Below are 18095 nucleotides of genomic sequence, written 5' to 3'. Positions count from 1 at the left end.
AATTCAAATTAAATATGGCACTTATCAAAGAACTTTTAGGAAAAGCACCGCAGATAGGAGAGAATACCTTTTTGGCAGAAACGGCCACCATCATCGGTGATGTTACCATGGGACGGGATTGTAGTATATGGTACAATGCGGTAATCAGGGGAGATGTTCATTATATAAAGATGGGAAATAAAGTGAATGTTCAGGACAATGCGATGCTGCACTGCACCTATCAGAAACATCCTTTGAATATCGGAAATAATGTTTCTATCGGGCATAATGCCATTGTACATGGTTGTACCATTAAAGATAATGTATTGATCGGAATGGGTGCAATTGTTATGGATGATTGTCTTGTGGAGGAAAATTCTATTGTAGGCGCAGGCTCTGTTGTGACCCAGGGAACGCACATCAAATCAGGTGAAGTCTGGGGTGGAGTTCCGGCCAGAAAAATCAAAGATATTAATTCCCTGCTGCTTGAGGGAGAAGTAAACAGAATTGCTGATAATTATGTAAAATATTCTTCCTGGTACAAAGAAAACGTAAAACATGTGGAAGGATAATTGATCAATAACGAATTGTGAAAGTTAAATTTTTATTTATTTTCATGAATTAACATTCACAATTCATCATTGATTTAAAAGTTTATCACAAAAAAAATCTTGCCTATAGAGCAAGATTTTATTTTTTCTTAAGAATTCACCAATTCGGCTTTTCCATTAACACATTTTATTGATGAAGGCGGCATTACCATCATACAATCGGATACTACACTGTATTTCTGATTAAATGCTTTTACCTTCTCGGTATAATCATTGATTTTTGGTAATATGGAAGTTTCCATTTTTTTAGGATAAGCGATATACAGCTGAGGTCCGCCGCATCCTTTTGCTCCCATGGGTGCAAAGGTCCATTCTGCAGCATCCGTACATTTTTCTTTTGAAATTTCAGATTCTATGGAAGCTTTTAATTTATCCAGTTGTGCCTGATCATACTTCTGGCTGTTTTCGTCAGCAGGTCTCTCCGAAATATCTTTAGGAAGACTGGCATCCGTATTTTTTGTTGAAGAGCACGAAGCCGTAAAAAGCATCACGCACAAGGCTAATACAGGGATTTTCATAAGTTGTTTTTCTCTCGTTATGTTGAAGATTTTTCAAAAGTTATGCCAAGGTAAGGATTTAAATTTCATTTTCCGTAATTTTGAAGGCGATGAACAATCATTTTTTTGACTTAATAGAACATACCAACCGGAGTGTATTTTTAACGGGAAAAGCAGGAACAGGGAAAACCACTTTTCTTAATGAATTTGTAAAACGCACCCGAAAAAAACATATTGTCGTTGCGCCTACAGGAATTGCGGCGATCAATGCAGGAGGCGTTACCATTCACTCGATGTTTGGGCTTCCGCTGCGGACTTTTCTTCCTACTACCGAAAGAATTGATACCAGTCTGGCAAACAATATTGCTGACCTGATGCCGCATTTCAAATACCGGAAAGATAAGCTGAAACTTTTGCGGGAAGTGGAAATCATCATCATCGATGAGGTTTCCATGCTTCGTGCTGATGTTCTGGATATGATGGACTTTTCCCTGCGGTTTATCCGGAGAAATAACCAGCGTTTCGGAGGAGTTCAGATGTTATTTATCGGGGATTTGTATCAGCTTCCGCCGGTGGTGAGAGACGAACATATTTTAAAAATGTATTACCACTCTCCGTTTTTCTTCGACAGTCATGCTATTAAAGAAATACCTTTAATTACGATAGAACTGACGAAAGTGTACAGGCAATCTGATGAAAATTTCCTTGCCATACTGAATGCGATCCGTGACGGTGATGTCGCCAATATCGATTTTGAGCATTTAAATGAAAGATACGACCCCAATTTTGAAATGGGTGACGAGCCTTATGTTTATCTCTGTTCCCATAATAAAATGGCAGACGATATCAACCAGGAAAAGCTGGATGAATTAAAGGTAAGTTCTAAAACCTATGAAGCCAAACTTTTCGGGGAATTCAGGGAAAACCAGTTTCCGAATGAACAGTTTTTAGATTTGAAAATAGGCGCTCAGATTATGTTTATCCGTAATGATATTTCAGGAGAGAAAAAATATTTTAATGGAAAACTGGGCGAAATTTCTGCGCTGGATGAGAACGAAATCAAAGTAATTCTTGACGGCAGCGAAAGAGAAATTACGGTAAAAAGAGAGGTTTGGGAACAGAAAAAATACTTTCTTGATACCGATAAAAATATCAAAGAGGAAGTTTTGGGAAGCTTCGAGCAGTTTCCGATAAAGCTTGCCTGGGCAGTTACCATTCATAAAAGCCAGGGACTTACTTTCGACAAAGTGATTATTGATGCCGGGAAAAGCTTTACGGCAGGGCAGGTTTACGTGGCATTATCACGATGCAGAACGCTGGAGGGTATTGTTTTAAAATCCAGAATTACCCCGGAAGTTATTTTTAAAGATAACCGAATTCTTCATTTTCACAGTGACACGGTAGCCAATGATAAGGTTGAGGCTATTTTAAATAATGAAAAGTATGATTACAGCATCCGAAAAGTGCTTCGTACCGTAGATTCTCAATGGTTGCTGAAAGAAGTGGAAGAATGGAATAAACTTTCCGTGGCTACGAAAAGTATAGATCATGTAAAGACAAATCAGCTTTATTTGCAGCTGAAACATGAGATTGTTAACCTCGGTAAAATATTTGAAAAACTGGAAAGAGTAATTTCCCAGAAGGTTAATAATTTTATCGAGCAGAAAGAAGAATGGTCTGAAATTGAAAATAAAACAAAAGGAGCGGTTAATTTCTTTTTTACGGAGATCAGGGATAAAATTTTCAGTCCGCTGAAAGATTTTTATGCTGAAATTAAAGGTACTAAAGGTTTAAAACAATATAACGAAGAATTCAGGGTGTGGCTGGAAGATATTGAAGAATATCTGAACAGTTTAAAAGAAATCCATTTGTTGGAAATGAAGCTTCTGGATGAAAAAAATAATCAGGAAGTAAGCATGAAGATAGCGAAAGTGCCTTCTCAGGTTCTTACCTTTCAGTTGTTTGAGCAGGGAAAAACCATTTCGGAAATTGCTTTGGAAAGAGGATTGGTCAAAGAAACGGTAATCGGGCATCTGGCAAAATTTGCGGAGCAGGGATTACTGGATATTTCAAGAGTAATTACTTCGGATAAAATTAAAGCTTTTGAAGACATGTTTAAAGCTGATCCTAAAGAGACTCTGACAGAATGGAAAAATGCACTTCCTAGTCATTTTGAATTTAATGAAATCAGGATTCTGATCAATCATTTTAATTATCTTAAGGAAAAGGAGAAAATTTAAAGTAATTTTTGTATTTTTAACAGTAAATACTGTTTATTATGAAATATTTGTTTAGTGTTTTCTTTTTATTCTTTTTAAATTCTGATAAAAAAGAAGATTTAAATTATAATCTTTTAATTGGTTCTTGGTATCAGGATTCTTTTGCAAATACCACTGCCACCGGGGTTTTTACTTTTGATAAGGATAGTACTGCCACGTTGGAAATGAAAGATGGCAAAACCAAAGCAATGATTGGAGGGATGACAGGGCCTTATAAGATCGAAAGATCAAAGAAAATTCTCAAAATAACCATGGTGGGAAAGGAAAAAACATTTGAAATTCATGAGCTTACTGATGATGTGCTTGTTATGCAGAACCAGGAAAAAGGAAAATCTAAACAGACTTATAAGCGATATAAGAATATAAAATAAATAGATTAATCTTAAACATATATAATTAAGGCTGGTAAAATTGTATTATCAGCCTTTTTATATTTATTGAAATACTTCATAATGCAATTGGCAGCTTACTTAAGACAAAAACTAATAAAAATTTTTCCAATAGTTTTTCCCTGAATTCACCGATCAGTGTTATCAATTACAAAAAGTAACTAATGCAAAATATTAGTTTTAAATTTGCTTGGTTTTAGAGCCTAAAATTTAAAATTATGCAAAACTTCGAAATATCCGTGCTGGATCTTGCTCCGGTAAAACAGGAAAAGACCATTCACGATACCTTTCAGGATAGTTTGTCTTTGGCAAACCATGCTGAAAATTTAAACTATAAAAGATTCTGGCTTGCAGAACATCACAATATGGAAAGCATTGCCAGTTCGGCAACTTCCGTCCTGATTGGTTTTATTGCCAACGGAACCAAAAAAATAAGAGTGGGTTCAGGAGGCATTATGCTTCCGAACCACAGTTCCCTGGTCATCGCAGAACAATTCGGAACCTTGGAATCTCTTTTCCCGGGAAGAATTGATCTGGGACTGGGCAGGGCGCCCGGAACAGATGGACTCACGGCGCAGGCTTTAGGAAGAAATCCGGCCATTATCAATCAGCAGTTTCCAAGACAAATTCTTGAATTACAGAGATATTTTTCCAAAGACAATTCCGAGGCACTAGTAAGGGCTATTCCGGGGGAAGGTCTTGATATTCCTCTGTATATTCTGGGTTCGAGTACAGATAGTGCTTTTTTAGCAGCAGAACTCGGGCTTCCTTATGCGTTTGCAGGGCATTTTGCTCCGGAACAGATGGAAATGGCTTTCAATATCTACAGACAGAATTTTGAGCCGTCAGAATATTGTGATCAACCTTATGTAATTGCCTGTATCAATGGGGTGGCTGCAGAAACTTCCGAAGAAGCCCACAAAATTTCCACCACTTTATTCCAGGCATTTATTAATATCATCCGAAATGACAGAAAACCTTTTGCTCCGCCGGTTGATGATATGGATAACATTTGGTCGCCGATGGAAAAAAACATGGTTTTACAGAAACTTCGTTATACGCTGATAGGTAATCAGGAAGAAATTGAAGAACAGCTTAAAACCTTTCAAGAGAAATTTAATGTCAATGAACTGATGATTAATTCTCATATTTATGATCATCAGAAAAGATTAGATTCCTATTCGATTTTCAGAAAAGCTAAAGACGCTATATTAAAAATATAACAAACCCTTATCATAATTGGGAGATGCTTATTTTATGAGTATCTTTGCGAAAATTTAAAGTAAAAATGTCTGATATTAAATTAAATACTATTCCGGAGGCTATTGAAGACCTTAAAAATGGTAAAATAATCATAGTAGTAGATGATGAAGACAGAGAGAATGAAGGAGATTTTCTTTGTGCCGCCGAACTGACGACACCGGAAATCATTAATTTTATGGCTCTTCACGGAAGAGGATTGATCTGTATGCCCCTGCCTGAAAAAAGATGTGATGAACTCGGGCTGGAAGTGATGGTAAGCCGAAGCAGTGATCCGAAAGAAACGGCTTTTACCGTATCTGTAGATCTTCTCGGAAACGGAACTTCAACGGGTATTTCTGCAGCCGACAGAGCCAAAACCATTCTTGCTTTGATGGATGAAAAGTCAAAACCTACAGACTTTATGCGTCCCGGACATATTTTCCCGCTTCGTGCCAAAAAAGGTGGTGTTCTGAAAAGAGCCGGCCACACAGAAGCTGCGATTGATCTTACGTGTCTGGCAGGATTAAAAGAAGGAGGTGTGATCTGTGAAATTATGAACGAAGACGGTTCGATGTCGCGCTTGCCTGAATTGTATGCTTTTGCTCAGAAACATGATATGAAGATTGTTTCAATTGAAGATTTGATCCATTATCAGCTTAAAAAAGGAAATCTTATTGAAAGAATTGAAGAAAGGAAAGTGAAAACGGCTTATGGAGATTATGATTTCTTTGCTTTCAGGGAAACTTCAAATGATCAGATTCATTTTGCTTTAACAAAAGGAGCATGGACAGTTGATGAGCCTGTTTTGGTAAGAGTACAGTCTTCAGATTCTTATTTTGACGTGCTTACAAGATTAAATAACGGTGAAAAACCTTTGCTGGAAAAAGTAACCGGTATGGTGAATGAAGCAGGAAAAGGTGCTATTATTTTTATTAATAATGTTTCCAATTCAGAAAATACACTAAGAAAACTTCAACAGTTCCTGAATTATCAGGATGGGCAGGTTCAACATCCGACATTAGCTTACAATTACAGAGATTACGGGATCGGAACGCAGATCCTGAAAAATCTTGGAATCAATAAATTTAAGGTGATCACTCAGAATCCTAATATCAGGCCTCAGGTTGGAGGGTATGATGTTGAGGTAACCGAGATGGTACAACTTTAAAAGTGAATGGTAAATGGTCAATTTGCTGCTTGTGAATTTTTTTTAGGACAAAATTGACTATCCACTTGCGAAGCAAAATTCACGACCGACAACATATAAAATGGCTTGAGAAAATCAAGCCATTTTTATTTGTTCAAAGCTTCTGAATCCGTTCAGAAAGTCTTTAATATTCATTCTTTTCTTTCCTTCCAGCTGCAGTTCTAAAGGGGAATATGTTCCGTCCGCAGTATAGATTTTAAACTCATTTTTTGAAATATCCAGAGTTCCGGCAGGCTTATCATGATTTTCAACTTTAAATTCACCCCCGAAAATTTTCAATCCTTTTTCTTCATCTCCGATTTTTAATGTCGTGAAAGCAGCAGGATAAGGAGACATTCCCAAGATAAACTGATGAATCTCCCTGGATTTTTTTGTCCAGTCTATTTTAGTATCTTCTTTAAATATTTTATAAGCATTTTTAGGATGCTCCACCTGTGGCTGGGGTCTTTCGGTAATGGTATTTTCTGCTAATCCGTTCAAAGTTTTTACCACAAGTTCAGCACCCATTTCCATAAGCCTGTCGTGGAGGCTTCCTGCGTTTTCATTGGGTAGAATCGGTAATTCTTCCTGAAGAAGAATATTTCCTTCATCAATTTTTTCATTGATAAAAAAAGTCGTAGCTCCTGTTTTTTCTTCGCCATTAATCACAGCGTAATTAATGGGTGCTGCCCCTCTGTAATCCGGAAGCAGCGATGCATGAAGGTTAAAAGTTCCCATTCTTGGCATTTCAAAAAGTACCTTCGGCATCATCCTGAATGCAACGACTACAAAAACATCGGCATTCAGTTTTTTCAACTCTTCCAGAAATTCAGGATTTCTTAATTTTTCAGGCTGAAAAACAGGAATATTGTTTTCCACCGCAAAAATTTTTACAGGTGACTGATTAACTTTTTGTCCGCGACCGCTTGCTTTATCCGCCACGGTTACAACACCTGCTACTTCATGATGAGAATGATGGATGGCTTCTAAAGAAGTCTTCGCAAACTCCGGGGTGCCCAAAAAAACGACTTTCAATGATTTCATGATGCAAAGATAAGCTGTTTATTGATAAAATCTGATATAACTTAGGCTAAAGCATATGTTCTGAAATTTAGCATTTTTACCTTGCCGGAATCCAAAAGATAAATAAGAGTCTCAAGAATATTTTCTTTAGGATGATAATTCAGCTGGATGGAAATTTCCTCTATTGTACAGGCCTTTTTAGCAAGAACCTGAATGATTTCACCAGAAATATTTTTCCCGAAAATAGACTGTCTGTTTTTCTCACAAACAGAACACGTTCCGCAGTTTTTAGATTTCTTTTCACCAAAATAGGTGAGGATCAGTTTCATTTTGCAATAGCGGTTATCTTCAATGTAAAACTTCATCTCTTCCCATTTCTGGATTTTATTTTTCTGAATGTGTTCAAAAAGCTTCCAGTACTGAGAATTATTCAATCGTTCGTCTCTGGGTTTTAAAAATTTAATGCTGGAAAGTGCTCCGTCTACGTATTCAACATATCCTTTCTGTTGAAGTTCTTTAAGTCTTTCTTTAATTAAATGAATACTCACCCCGATTTTATTGCTCACCTGCTGCTCACTGAACATGACTTTGTGTGTTGTAATTCCTGAAATGGTACGAAGCATGAGTTCAATAAAATAAGCATCTTTATGCGGAAGCTGTTCAATTTCATCGGCCTGCATTAAAAGCTGAAGAGATGAAAGACTTTTATGATCATTGAAATAAATAATTTCCTGATTATGAAGGAAATTCAGAACATTTTTAATTTTGGCTGAAGAAAGTTTTGTAAAATTTTGAATTCCGTTTAAATTAAGCTCAAAAACTTTTTCAGGCATTTCAAATTCTGCTACCTGAAAAATGGAATAGAGGTATGTGAGGATTTTTAAGAATTCAGCTTTGTTGGGAATCTGGTTTTTTAATATATCGTCAAAATTAGAAAGTTCCTGCCTGTTCCAAAGTAAGAAGGCAAAGCTTTCTTCACCATCTCTTCCGGCTCTTCCGATTTCCTGATAATAATTTTCAATGGAAGGAGCAGGGGAGTAGTGAATCACGAAACGAACATTGTCCTTGTCAATTCCCATTCCAAAAGCATTCGTGGAGATGAGAACCTGATTATCGCTGTTGTTCCAGATGGTTTGTTTGGCATTTTTCTCCTTTGTTGTAAGGCCTGCATGAAAAAAATCAACGTTTTTTAACTGGTTTTTCTGTAAAAAATCGCTCAGCAGCTCTGCTTCTTTTCTTGTTCTTACATAAATAATTCCGGACTGTTTGGTAAACTTCAGGATATCATAGATTTTCTGGAATTTATCGGAAACTTCTTCTGTAAGAATTCTGATATTTTCCCTCTTAAAACTCCTTTGGAAAATCTGGGGATCTTTAAGTTCAAGCTTTGCTCTTATTTCATCCAAAACTTTCGGTGTTGCCGTTGCCGTTAAGGCCAGACAGGATATTTTAGGATTATTTCTTCTAAATTCCTTGATGTTCTGATAGCTTGGCCTGAAATCCTGCCCCCACTCTGAAATACAGTGTGCCTCATCCACTGCAATAAAAGACAATTGAATTTCTTCAATATTTTGAAGAAACTGTTTATTGGTAAGTCTTTCAGGAGAGATATAAAGCAATTTGGTCAACCCTTCCTTGCAACGGTTATAGATGCCTTCTGCATCATATTCATCCAGTTCAGAAGACAAATATTCAGCTTCAATCCCTCTTGATTTCAGTTGGCTTACCTGGTCTTTCATTAATGCCAGAAGTGGTGAAATTACCAGGCAGGTTCCTTCTTTTAATAATGAAGGAAGCTGATAGCAGAGTGATTTTCCTGCACCTGTTGGTAAAAGGACAAGCGTGTCTTTTTCATTAATAGCAGAATCAATAACGGCTTCCTGGGAATCCCGGAAGTTATCATAACCCCAAAAATATTTTAAGGTTTTGAATTTTAATTCTTGAAAATCTTGTTGGGAAATCATGGGATAAAAATAGTGAAACTAAGCTGACAAAAAAAGCCACGCTTTGCGTGACTTTAATATTATTTTATAAAATTTAAATACTATTTAGCCTCAAAATAAACCCTTCTGTTGGCTCTGTTTTTCCATTCAGGGCATTTTGTAGCTGGATTACATTCAGGATATTTAAGATCTTTTTCACCTCTTCCTACAGCATTTAATTTATCCGACTGTACACCGTTTTGGATTAAATAATCTTTAACGTTATTTGCTCTTCTTTCAGATAATTTTTGGTTATATGCTTCAGAAGCTCTTGTATCCGTTGCTCCGATCACGGTATAAGTTCCGCTTGAAGAATTAATATAATTAACGGCATTGTTCAGGATAGGAGTGTTTGAAGGTAAGATTCTGTCTGAATTTAAATCAAATTCAATTCCTTCCAATTTTGTTTCTTGCTCTTCAACAAATCCTTTATCTACTGACGTTGATGTTGTAGGACATCCATTGTTTTCAACAGGTCCCGGAACCGTTACACATTTATCGTAGAGATCAATTATCCCATCAAGATCAGTGTCAAGTGCAACACCGGCACCGTCTACCCTTGCTCCTGCAGGAGTGTCAAGTTGTCTGTCCCAGTCATCACAAACGCCGTCGTTATCAAGATCTCCTTTTTTACATACTTCAATATCCTGGTTTTTACTGGCCAGAACATCCAGTTTATAATACATTTCCTGAAGCGGATCATGCCACATCAAATGAGATTCATGTTTTCCTAATTTCAATGAAACTCCTAATGTTGCATTAAAGAAATTATCGGATACCTGTTCTTCTCTTTGGTTGATAGCACTGTATTTATCACCTCCACCATCGAACTCATCATCACCTGTGATTGCATACATTACTCTTCCTTCAAGATCAATTCTTCGGTTTACTTTGAATTTGAGACCTGCACCAGCCTGTGCGAACATAGATCCTAATTTAAATGGCTTAACTTCAGCTACCATTCTGTCTCCTGTTTCATCTTTCTGATAGGCGCGGTATGCTAAAGTTCCCAAACCTGCATATCCGTGAAAAGCCCATCTGTATGGCGAATGGTTATCCACTCTTCTGAACAGGTTGGAGAGATTGATGTCTCCAAGCAATGAAATGGCATCATATTGCGTTCTGGCACCTACCTGCTGATATGTTGAGGCATTTGAGGGTGCATCTTTTTTCGTATTGAACCAACCTTGTCTGGTTTCTCCTCTGTCATATTGTAAGTTAATACCAAAAGCATGAGTAATTGCTTTGTCGATACTTACATATGCCGAGTAACCAAATAAGTCTTTACCGTTTCCATTTTTTATGGATGTTAAATCTGCAGATTGAACCAATGGTACACCTACCCCAAATGAAATTGCCCAATCATTGAATCTTTTTGATTTATTTGTAAATGGGGAAATATTTGCAGAACCTGAAGAGAATGTATTTGGATATTCTCTGCTTGAAGAGACTGCTGTTGAGTCTTGTGCAAAGCCTGTTGCGGGAACAGCCAGCGCTAATGCAACAATTGCTAAACTTAATTTCATATGTATTTTTTTTAGTTATTTAATAATAGTTATTTATTTGTTGGGCAACCTTGGTTCTCAACGGTTCCGGGAACGGTAACACATTTATCATTCAGGTCTATAACGCCGTCCATATCGATATCCAAAGCAACGCCTGCTCCATCTACCCTTGCTCCTGCAGGAGTGTCAGGCTGTCTGTCCCAATCGTCGCACACACCGTCATTATCTGCATCTCCCTTTTCGCATACGATAAGCTCCGGACTTTTATTTTCCAGAATATAGGCTCTGTAGTACGCTTCCTGCAGAGGATCATGCCATGCGAGATGAGTCATATGTTTTCCTAATTTGAAAGAGAGTCCGAGATTTACGGTCCATGCATTGTCTGATCTTCTTTTATTGATCATGTTGTATTTAGAAACTTTAGAAGTCGGGTCATAGTCTGCCGGTCCTGCATTTCCTCCGCCGTCAAACTCATCGTCACCACTAATGACATACATGGTTCTTGCTTCAAGATCAATAAGCCTGGAGACATTATATTTTATACCAAGCCCCAATTGATAGTAAATGGAATTTATATCCAGTTTCTGATTGATAAATAAAGGAATTCTTGCGGGGACGGTACTCCATCTGAATTCATTATTATCATGCAGGGAAGTATTGTAGCTCATGATACCGATACCTGCATATCCATGCATAGCCCATCTGTAGGGAGAATGATTGTCTACTCTTCTTAAAAGATTTGAAAAATTAACATCACCCATTAAAGCAATCTGATTATATTTCGTTTTTGCTTCCCCTATTCCCGCGGCTCCTTCCAGCTGTGCTTTCTGCATGGTTTCACCTTTTTGGTAAATAAGACTTATTCCGAAAGCATGAGAGATCTGTTTGTCCAGGCTTATATACGAATTATAGCCCCAGTTAATCTTTTGATCTGTAATAGATTTAAGGTCTGAGTGAACCATAAATGCAGCACCTCCACCAATTGATACAGACCAGTCATTAAATCGCCTGGATGCATTGTTGAAGGGTTGTACATGAGCAGAACCCGAAGTAAATGTATTAGGATACATATCATTTGATGTGACAGCAATACTATCCTGCGCATACATTGCAACAGGCATTGCAGCCAATAACAATAAACTTAATTTCATACAATATGTTTTTATGTTTTTAGATAAAATCTTTTAATAATATTCTTGAAAATTCTCTTTCAGAAAGATGTTTTTGATGAGGGATTTTTAACCTTTCTGATATAAACTTTATCTCATTGAACGTAACGATGTCAATATCAATAACTCTGTCGGTATGACCGCCGGTTACAGCAGAATCGTCTGTTCGCCCCATTTCCGCTTCAATACTTTTTACAAGAGTAAGGAGCTGAAATGGTGAAAGATGTGTGAATATTATTGATGCAATATTACAAAAAATATTGGAACTGGCAAATTCCACGGCTTCGGATGTTAAAAAATCACTTACTTTAAATATTTCATTTCCTGCCTGTTTTATTTTGTCCAGGGCAGTCTGCAGATTTTTTTTTTGATCCCCGAGATTACTTCCAAGTAACAAAACGACTTTATGTTGCGACATATTGAAAAAATGATTGTTTATGAAAAGCTTTTTTAAAAATGTACTGGCAAATATAGTGGCTATCGTCATATTATGTGTCGTGTTTTTCTTCTTTTTCATCATAATGCTGGTCTTTAGTGCTATGGGTAGTGAAAAGTCTGTAGTTGTAAAAAAGAATTCCGTACTTACAATTAATCTGAAAACCAATATTATTGACAGTCCTACTGAAGAACAGACGGGATTGTTTAATATCAGCGAACAGAACAAAAATGTTTTGATTTATGATGCAGTTGAGGCTATTCATAAAGCCAAAACAGATGATAATATTAAAGGAATCAGTATTGAAGCGGATAATCTGAACGCCGGTGTCACCCAGATCGATGATCTGAGAGATGCTATCGAAGATTTTAAGAAAAGCGGAAAGTTTGTGTATGCGTATGGAAATGCTGTTTCCCAGGCTTCTTATTATTTAGGGTCTGTTGCAGATCAGTACTATCTGAATCCGGCAGGTATGATCGAACTTAAAGGTCTGGCTACCGAAGTAACCTTTTTTAAAGATTTTGCAGATAAATACGGTATCGGTATTGAGGTAATCCGCCACGGAAAATTCAAATCTGCTGTTGAACCATTCCTGAGAAATGATATTTCTCCTGAGAATAAAGAGCAGCTCAGTACTCTTTTGAACGATATATGGAAAAATACATCTTCCAAGATGGCTGCTTCCAGAAAAATTGATACGGCTGCCTTCAGAATGGTAGTAGACAGCCTTTATGGAATGATTCCTGAATTGGGACTTCGATACAAGCTTGCAGATAAGCTGATCCAGAAAACTGAATATGATCAGTTAATCAAATCAAAATTAAACGTAAAGGATGATGAAAAATTAAATAAAATTTCCTTAGGAAAATATATTGCTTCATATTCCGATAGTGAAAAGTCTGGAGATAAAGTTGCTGTTTTATATGCTTCGGGATCAATTTATGGAGGAGACGAATATAATGATATCCATTCTGAAAAATATATTAAATACATTAAAGATCTTCAGAATAATGATAAAGTGAAAGCTGTGGTGTTTAGAATTAACTCTCCGGGAGGAAGTGCCAATGCTTCTGATGAAATTCTTTTTGAGCTTCAGCAGTTAAAAAAGAAAAAACCGCTTATTGTTTCTTTTGGGGATTATGCAGCTTCCGGTGGTTATTACATCGCGATGGCGGCGGATAAAATTTATTCTGAACCTAATACATTAACGGGATCAATAGGTGTTTTCGGTGTTATTCCTTATTTTAAAGATATTGCTAATAAAAACGGGATCCGTTCTGATATTGTTTCAACGAATGCCAATTCTCAGTATTATTCTTCTTTAAATGGAGTCACCCCTTACGGAGTAAATCTTATTACAAGAAGTGTTGAGGGTACCTATAAAAGATTTGTATATTTTGTAACGCAGAACAGAAAACAAACTTTTGAACAGATTGATAATATTGGAGGAGGAAGAGTGTGGAGCGGAACAAGGGCTAAACAAATAGGACTTGTAGATGAATTGGGAACATTAAATGATGCGGTAAAATTTGCCGCACAGAAAGCGGGATTGAAATCGTATGGTATTGCTTCATATCCTAAAAGCATGACTCCTTTTGAACAGATATTTAATGATCTGAATCAAGATGAAATTTCGGCAAGAGTGATCAAAAATAAGATTGGAAAATCAAACTATGAAATCCTTCAGCAGGTTACAGAAAAGAGAAAACTGCAGTCCGAAATAAAAATGGAAATGCCTTATCAGATTAAAATTAACTAAATTATATTATACAAAGAAACGGCGGATTTGAATTTCAAATCCGCCGTTTTTAGTTTTTTATTAGCTAAGCCCTGGTTTCCCGTGTAAGCATTGCGTAAATCCAGAGAACAATTAAAGCGCCTCCGATGGCTAAGATCCAGCTTCTGAAATTCCAGAAAGAATCTACATCTCCCCAATGAAGTACATATACGCCTATTGCTCCTCCTATAAAAGCTCCAATAATACCCAGAATCATTGTAATAAGCATTCCGCCTCCCTGTTTCCCTGGCATTATCGCTTTAGCTAGTGCTCCGGCCAGTAGTCCGAAAATAATCCATGTTAAAAATCCCATAGTTGCATTTTTTAATGTTAATATTTATAGTTTGGTTTATTGCTGTTTTGGGAAAACATGATTTTTACATCATCTCTTCTTGAAAAATGAATCTACAAACTCTGTACCATTAAATAATTGCAGGTCCTGCATCTTTTCACCGACCCCTATATATTTCACCGGAATCTGGAACTGATCCGAAATACCAATTACAACTCCTCCTTTTGCCGTTCCGTCCAATTTGGTTATTGCTAAAGCATTTACTTCTGTAGCAGCAGTGAATTGTTTGGCCTGCTCAAAAGCGTTCTGTCCCGTAGAGCCGTCAAGAACGAGTAAAACCTCGTGTGGCGCATCAGGAATAACTTTTTGCATTACTCGTTTAATTTTGGAAAGTTCATTCATCAGGTTGATTTTGTTATGAAGCCTTCCCGCTGTATCAATGATTACAACGTCCGCATTTTGGGCAACGGCACTTTGTACGGTGTCAAAGGCCACGGAAGCTGGATCTGATCCCATTTCCTGCTTTACAATAGGAACGCCCACTCGCTGACTCCAGATCACCAGCTGATCTACTGCGGCAGCGCGGAATGTATCTGCAGCTCCCAATACCACTTTCTTACCTTCTGATGTGAATTGATGAGCCAGTTTACCTATAGTGGTTGTTTTTCCTACACCATTTACTCCCACCACCATTATTACGTAAGGTTTTTTAGAAGTATCTATATTTCCTGTTCCTGCATGAGGGTTTTCCAGCAGTAATCCTGAAATTTCTTCACGGAGAATTTTGTCCAGTTCATTTACGCTTACGTATTTGTCTCTTGCGACACGCTCTTCAATTCTTTCTATGATTTTGATGGTGGTGGATGCGCCGACATCAGAGGCAATAAGTATTTCTTCAAGGTCATCCAGAACCTCATCGTCTACTTTGCTTTTACCGACTACGGCTTTCGTCATTTTTTCGAAAAAGCCCTGGCTGGATTTTTCCAATCCTTTGTCTAAGGTTTCTTTCTCTTCTTTTTTAAAAATTTTTTTAAACCAACTCATCTTTATGAATTACGGAATTTTATTAATTAAAGATAGAAGCTGAGGATGGAAGTCTGAAGTTCTGCAATTTTGTACCGACTTCAGCCTCCAGCTTCTGACTTCCAGCTAGATTAAAGCAAAGATAACAAAAAAACTACCCAAAATCTGAGTAGTTTTTTATATTGTAAATAAAGTGTAGATTATTTTTTCAAATAACCGTCTACTTCGTCTGCATTCATTACTTTTTCTTCGAAAACGTAAGCTCCTGACTTGGAAGACTTAACCATTTTCACCACTTTGGTCATTTTTTTAGACTGACCGCTTTGTAGGGTTGCTACTACTTTCTTTGCCATGGTAAATTATATTTTAATAATTACTTGATTTCTTTGTGAACAGTTACTTTCTTAAGAACCGGGTTGTATTTTTTCAACTCCAGTCTTTCAGTGGTGTTCTTTTTATTCTTTGTAGAAATGTATCTCGACATTCCTGGCATACCGCTTTCTTTATGCTCTGTACATTCAAGGATTACTTGAACTCTGTTTCCTTTTTTTGCCATGATTCAATTACTTTTTAATCAATCCGTTTCTAGTTGCTCTTTCAAGAGCTTCCTCGATTCCAATCTTGTTAATCACTCTCAATCCATGAGCTGATACTTTCAGTGTTACGTGCTTATCTTGCTCCGGAAGGTAAAACTTCTTCTCCAATAAGTTAATTTCAAAACGACGCTTCGTTTTGTTATTAGCGTGAGAAACGTTGTTACCAACCATTGCACGCTTTCCTGTTATTTGGCAAATTCTTGACATATCTCGATGTTCTTATTTGTACTATAATATTTGAGAGTGCAAAATAACGAAGAATTTTTTAGATAGACAAATCTTTTGAAAATTATTTGCAAATAAGTTGCTGATATTTGCTTCAGATAATTGCTGTTTTTCTATCCTGCTTTACGCTGCACGACCTTTCCTGGTTTTTTCCTGAAATCGTGTTATTAAAAAATAAAATAATAAAAAGCCCAGGGCAAAAATTGAAAACCGGGAAAGCAAATCTCCCGCTCTAGTATAGAAAGACATCTCATCATACAGTTGTATTTTTGCAAATAAGGCTGTTTTGTCTCCGTAAAAAGTATCTTCAATAATCTCTCCTCTGGCGTCAATATGAGCCGAAATTCCGCTGTTGGCAGCTCTTGCAATTTCTCTTCTGGTTTCTATCGCCCGAAGTTTTGCATAAGATAGAAGTTGACGGTGTCCTTCTGAAACACCCCACCATGAATCATTCGTCATAATCCCTAAGAAGTTGGCTCCTTTTTTTACATATTCTCCGGTAAACTCTCCATAAATACTTTCATAGCAGATGATAGGCGCCATTTTGCCTTTATTGAAAGGATTGGCAAATGCTATTCTTTCTTTGTCTGTGCCAAGGGAAGCAACAGTTCCTCCCAGATTAAGCATCGCATCACCTAAAATAGGCTTCAGATAGCTCATATAAGGGAAAATCTCAACGCCGGGAACCAGCTTTCCTTTGTGATATACTTCAACTTTTCGGTTAGGAATAACCTGAACGGCAGAATTAAAACTTTCAACCCAAAGCCCGGGATTTAGCTGATATGCTTCTTTTGGAAGATTTTCTTCGGAAGTATAAAATTTGTGTGAAGAAATTCCTGTGGCAAATACAGACCCTGGATGTTTAGATAAAAACGTTTTAAGATTGTTCAGGATAACACTTTTCTCAAAACCACGCTCGGAAATTGAACCTCTGCCCGGAAGTGCGGTTTCGGGAGCAATATAATAATCTATTTTCCCTTTTGAATTTTTTTCGGCCAGATCCAAAAGATCATTTTCTATAACAAGGCTGTCTTTGGAATATTTTTCAGCATAAGGATCAAGGTCGGGCTGAAGCATTAATACATTTACGCTGCCGGTTGGTTTTTTATTAAAATTATTATACTGTACAACCGAAATAATCATCGGTACGATAATCAGAACCGCAACAATTGAAGTATTTTTAATAAGGTCTTTTCTTTTTCTTCCGGCTTGCCAGATTCTCACTGTATAAAAGATCAAAACATTGATCAGTAAGATCCAGAAGCTTCCACCGGTAGCACCCAGTGTATCATACCATTGAATCACCTTGGGATACTCTGAAAATACGTTGCCGAGATTCAGCCAGGGCCAGGTAAATTCCCATCCCAAGTGGAATTTTTCGAAACTCATCCAGATGGCTACCAGAAAGGCCAGTCCCCAATATGTCCCCTGTGCATTTTTATACCAGTGATAACACTGAAATACCAAAGAATAAAGAAGCGAATTAACCAATACCGGGAATAAAACAGCCAATACCGAATGGCTTCCATCCGGATTTTTTGCTCCGTACAGCCAGCCGGTAGTCACCGCATTCCAGATAATAAAACATACATAAGACAGTCCGAAAACTACCCAGCTTTTTCTCTTAAAGTCTGAAAATTTAGAAACACCATGCTCCATCATCAGAAGCGGTACCAATGCGAAAAATATAAAAAAAGGAACTCCGTAAGTAGGCCACGAAATGGATAATAGCATCGCTGAAATGAGCGTAAGTAAAACGTATTTCATTCAATTTATTTAATACACAAATTTAATGTTTTTGAAATGAATAAATTTGCATACGATGTTAAAGAATATTATAAAATACCAGATCGTAATCTTGACGTGACCTCAACTTCAGATTTT

Annotated in this window: 18 protein-coding genes; 6 read left to right on the top strand and 12 right to left on the bottom strand. The window is 37.1% G+C overall.

Annotated elements, in window-relative coordinates; all coding sequences use genetic code 11:
• Window positions 1-14 precede the first annotated feature (14 nt).
• A complete protein-coding gene (locus ODE14_RS10955) occupies window positions 15-551 on the top strand; it encodes a gamma carbonic anhydrase family protein (protein WP_248391100.1) in 537 nt (178 codons plus the stop codon).
• Between the two features lie 128 nt (window positions 552-679).
• Here ODE14_RS10955 and ODE14_RS10950 read toward each other — a convergent pair whose 3' ends face one another.
• Window positions 680-1108, bottom strand: coding sequence for a hypothetical protein (locus ODE14_RS10950; protein WP_248391102.1), 429 nt, complete (start codon window positions 1106-1108; stop codon window positions 680-682).
• Window positions 1109-1197: 89 nt separating this feature from the next.
• Between ODE14_RS10950 and ODE14_RS10945 the strand changes: the two genes are divergently transcribed.
• The 4 genes from ODE14_RS10945 to ribB all read left to right on the top strand — a co-directional run bounded on the left by ODE14_RS10945 (window position 1198) and on the right by ribB (window position 6165).
• The gene (locus tag ODE14_RS10945) at window positions 1198-3327 is read left to right on the top strand and encodes a helix-turn-helix domain-containing protein (RefSeq protein ID WP_263601473.1); all 2130 of its coding nucleotides are present in this window, start codon (window positions 1198-1200) and stop codon (window positions 3325-3327) included.
• A gap of 38 nt (window positions 3328-3365) precedes the next feature.
• The gene (locus ODE14_RS10940; RefSeq protein WP_263601472.1) at window positions 3366-3737 is read left to right on the top strand and encodes a hypothetical protein; all 372 of its coding nucleotides are present in this window, start codon (window positions 3366-3368) and stop codon (window positions 3735-3737) included.
• 236 nt (window positions 3738-3973) lie between these two features.
• A complete protein-coding gene (locus ODE14_RS10935; protein WP_248391108.1) occupies window positions 3974-4978 on the top strand; it encodes an LLM class flavin-dependent oxidoreductase in 1005 nt (334 codons plus the stop codon).
• A gap of 65 nt (window positions 4979-5043) precedes the next feature.
• Window positions 5044-6165: a 3,4-dihydroxy-2-butanone-4-phosphate synthase gene (gene ribB, locus ODE14_RS10930; protein ID WP_263601471.1), complete on the top strand. Its 1122-nt coding sequence runs from the start codon at window positions 5044-5046 to the stop codon at window positions 6163-6165.
• Between the two features lie 114 nt (window positions 6166-6279).
• On the opposite strand, the gene fmt is transcribed toward ribB, so the two are convergent.
• The 5 genes from fmt to folK form a co-directional block, all read right to left on the bottom strand.
• Window positions 6280-7227, bottom strand: a complete 948-nt coding sequence (fmt, locus tag ODE14_RS10925; protein ID WP_263601470.1) for a methionyl-tRNA formyltransferase — start codon at window positions 7225-7227, stop codon at window positions 6280-6282.
• A gap of 41 nt (window positions 7228-7268) precedes the next feature.
• Window positions 7269-9170 carry an ATP-dependent DNA helicase RecQ gene (locus ODE14_RS10920; RefSeq protein WP_263601469.1) on the bottom strand — a complete coding sequence of 634 codons (1902 nt, stop codon included), beginning with the start codon at window positions 9168-9170 and terminating at the stop codon, window positions 7269-7271.
• Between the two features lie 80 nt (window positions 9171-9250).
• The gene (locus ODE14_RS10915; RefSeq protein ID WP_263601468.1) at window positions 9251-10714 is read right to left on the bottom strand and encodes an OmpA family protein; all 1464 of its coding nucleotides are present in this window, start codon (window positions 10712-10714) and stop codon (window positions 9251-9253) included.
• Between the two features lie 29 nt (window positions 10715-10743).
• Window positions 10744-11844, bottom strand: a complete 1101-nt coding sequence (locus ODE14_RS10910; RefSeq protein WP_263601467.1) for an OmpA family protein — start codon at window positions 11842-11844, stop codon at window positions 10744-10746.
• Window positions 11845-11863: 19 nt separating this feature from the next.
• A complete protein-coding gene (gene folK / locus ODE14_RS10905; protein WP_248391119.1) occupies window positions 11864-12280 on the bottom strand; it encodes a 2-amino-4-hydroxy-6-hydroxymethyldihydropteridine diphosphokinase in 417 nt (138 codons plus the stop codon).
• A gap of 19 nt (window positions 12281-12299) precedes the next feature.
• On the opposite strand from folK, the gene sppA reads away from it, so the two are divergent.
• The gene (gene sppA / locus ODE14_RS10900) at window positions 12300-14057 is read left to right on the top strand and encodes a signal peptide peptidase SppA (RefSeq protein WP_263601466.1); all 1758 of its coding nucleotides are present in this window, start codon (window positions 12300-12302) and stop codon (window positions 14055-14057) included.
• 64 nt (window positions 14058-14121) lie between these two features.
• Here the strand turns inward: sppA and ODE14_RS10895 are convergent, their stop codons facing one another.
• The 6 genes from ODE14_RS10895 to lnt all read right to left on the bottom strand — a co-directional run bounded on the left by ODE14_RS10895 (window position 14122) and on the right by lnt (window position 17978).
• Window positions 14122-14388 carry a GlsB/YeaQ/YmgE family stress response membrane protein gene (locus ODE14_RS10895; protein ID WP_248391128.1) on the bottom strand — a complete coding sequence of 89 codons (267 nt, stop codon included), beginning with the start codon at window positions 14386-14388 and terminating at the stop codon, window positions 14122-14124.
• Window positions 14389-14457: 69 nt separating this feature from the next.
• Window positions 14458-15411 (bottom strand): signal recognition particle-docking protein FtsY, encoded by a 954-nt coding sequence (gene ftsY, locus ODE14_RS10890; RefSeq protein WP_263601465.1) that lies wholly within the window; start codon window positions 15409-15411, stop codon window positions 14458-14460.
• A 179-nt stretch (window positions 15412-15590) separates the two neighbouring features.
• Window positions 15591-15743, bottom strand: a complete 153-nt coding sequence (locus ODE14_RS10885) for a DUF4295 domain-containing protein (RefSeq protein ID WP_002976755.1) — start codon at window positions 15741-15743, stop codon at window positions 15591-15593.
• A gap of 20 nt (window positions 15744-15763) precedes the next feature.
• Window positions 15764-15946 (bottom strand): 50S ribosomal protein L33, encoded by a 183-nt coding sequence (gene rpmG / locus ODE14_RS10880; RefSeq protein WP_027379950.1) that lies wholly within the window; start codon window positions 15944-15946, stop codon window positions 15764-15766.
• Between the two features lie 7 nt (window positions 15947-15953).
• Window positions 15954-16193 carry a 50S ribosomal protein L28 gene (gene rpmB / locus ODE14_RS10875; RefSeq protein ID WP_029294538.1) on the bottom strand — a complete coding sequence of 80 codons (240 nt, stop codon included), beginning with the start codon at window positions 16191-16193 and terminating at the stop codon, window positions 15954-15956.
• Window positions 16194-16334: 141 nt separating this feature from the next.
• Entirely contained in the window at window positions 16335-17978 is a 1644-nt protein-coding gene (gene lnt, locus ODE14_RS10870) for an apolipoprotein N-acyltransferase (RefSeq protein WP_263601464.1), read from the bottom strand.
• Window positions 17979-18095 lie beyond the last annotated feature (117 nt).

Origin of the sequence: Chryseobacterium sp. PET-29 (genome assembly GCF_025736815.1) — a bacterium.
GTDB classification, from domain to species: domain Bacteria; phylum Bacteroidota; class Bacteroidia; order Flavobacteriales; family Weeksellaceae; genus Chryseobacterium; species Chryseobacterium nepalense.
This window is presented reverse-complemented; position numbering and strand designations above follow the sequence as displayed.

Coding starts and splice junctions, on each gene's coding strand:
- ODE14_RS10940 (WP_263601472.1), top strand. CDS start 3,366: ATGAAATATTTGTTTAGTGTTTTCTTTTTATTCTTTTTAAATTCTGAT.
- ODE14_RS10915 (WP_263601468.1), bottom strand. CDS start 10,714: ATGAAATTAAGTTTAGCAATTGTTGCATTAGCGCTGGCTGTTCCCGCA.
- ODE14_RS10955 (WP_248391100.1), top strand. CDS start 15: ATGGCACTTATCAAAGAACTTTTAGGAAAAGCACCGCAGATAGGAGAG.
- ODE14_RS10910 (WP_263601467.1), bottom strand. CDS start 11,844: ATGAAATTAAGTTTATTGTTATTGGCTGCAATGCCTGTTGCAATGTAT.
- lnt (WP_263601464.1), bottom strand. CDS start 17,978: ATGAAATACGTTTTACTTACGCTCATTTCAGCGATGCTATTATCCATT.
- ODE14_RS10920 (WP_263601469.1), bottom strand. CDS start 9,170: ATGATTTCCCAACAAGATTTTCAAGAATTAAAATTCAAAACCTTAAAA.
- ftsY (WP_263601465.1), bottom strand. CDS start 15,411: ATGAGTTGGTTTAAAAAAATTTTTAAAAAAGAAGAGAAAGAAACCTTA.
- rpmB (WP_029294538.1), bottom strand. CDS start 16,193: ATGTCAAGAATTTGCCAAATAACAGGAAAGCGTGCAATGGTTGGTAAC.
- ODE14_RS10950 (WP_248391102.1), bottom strand. CDS start 1,108: ATGAAAATCCCTGTATTAGCCTTGTGCGTGATGCTTTTTACGGCTTCG.
- fmt (WP_263601470.1), bottom strand. CDS start 7,227: ATGAAATCATTGAAAGTCGTTTTTTTGGGCACCCCGGAGTTTGCGAAG.
- ribB (WP_263601471.1), top strand. CDS start 5,044: ATGTCTGATATTAAATTAAATACTATTCCGGAGGCTATTGAAGACCTT.
- sppA (WP_263601466.1), top strand. CDS start 12,300: ATGAAAAGCTTTTTTAAAAATGTACTGGCAAATATAGTGGCTATCGTC.
- folK (WP_248391119.1), bottom strand. CDS start 12,280: ATGTCGCAACATAAAGTCGTTTTGTTACTTGGAAGTAATCTCGGGGAT.
- rpmG (WP_027379950.1), bottom strand. CDS start 15,946: ATGGCAAAAAAAGGAAACAGAGTTCAAGTAATCCTTGAATGTACAGAG.
- ODE14_RS10895 (WP_248391128.1), bottom strand. CDS start 14,388: ATGGGATTTTTAACATGGATTATTTTCGGACTACTGGCCGGAGCACTA.
- ODE14_RS10945 (WP_263601473.1), top strand. CDS start 1,198: ATGAACAATCATTTTTTTGACTTAATAGAACATACCAACCGGAGTGTA.
- ODE14_RS10885 (WP_002976755.1), bottom strand. CDS start 15,743: ATGGCAAAGAAAGTAGTAGCAACCCTACAAAGCGGTCAGTCTAAAAAA.
- ODE14_RS10935 (WP_248391108.1), top strand. CDS start 3,974: ATGCAAAACTTCGAAATATCCGTGCTGGATCTTGCTCCGGTAAAACAG.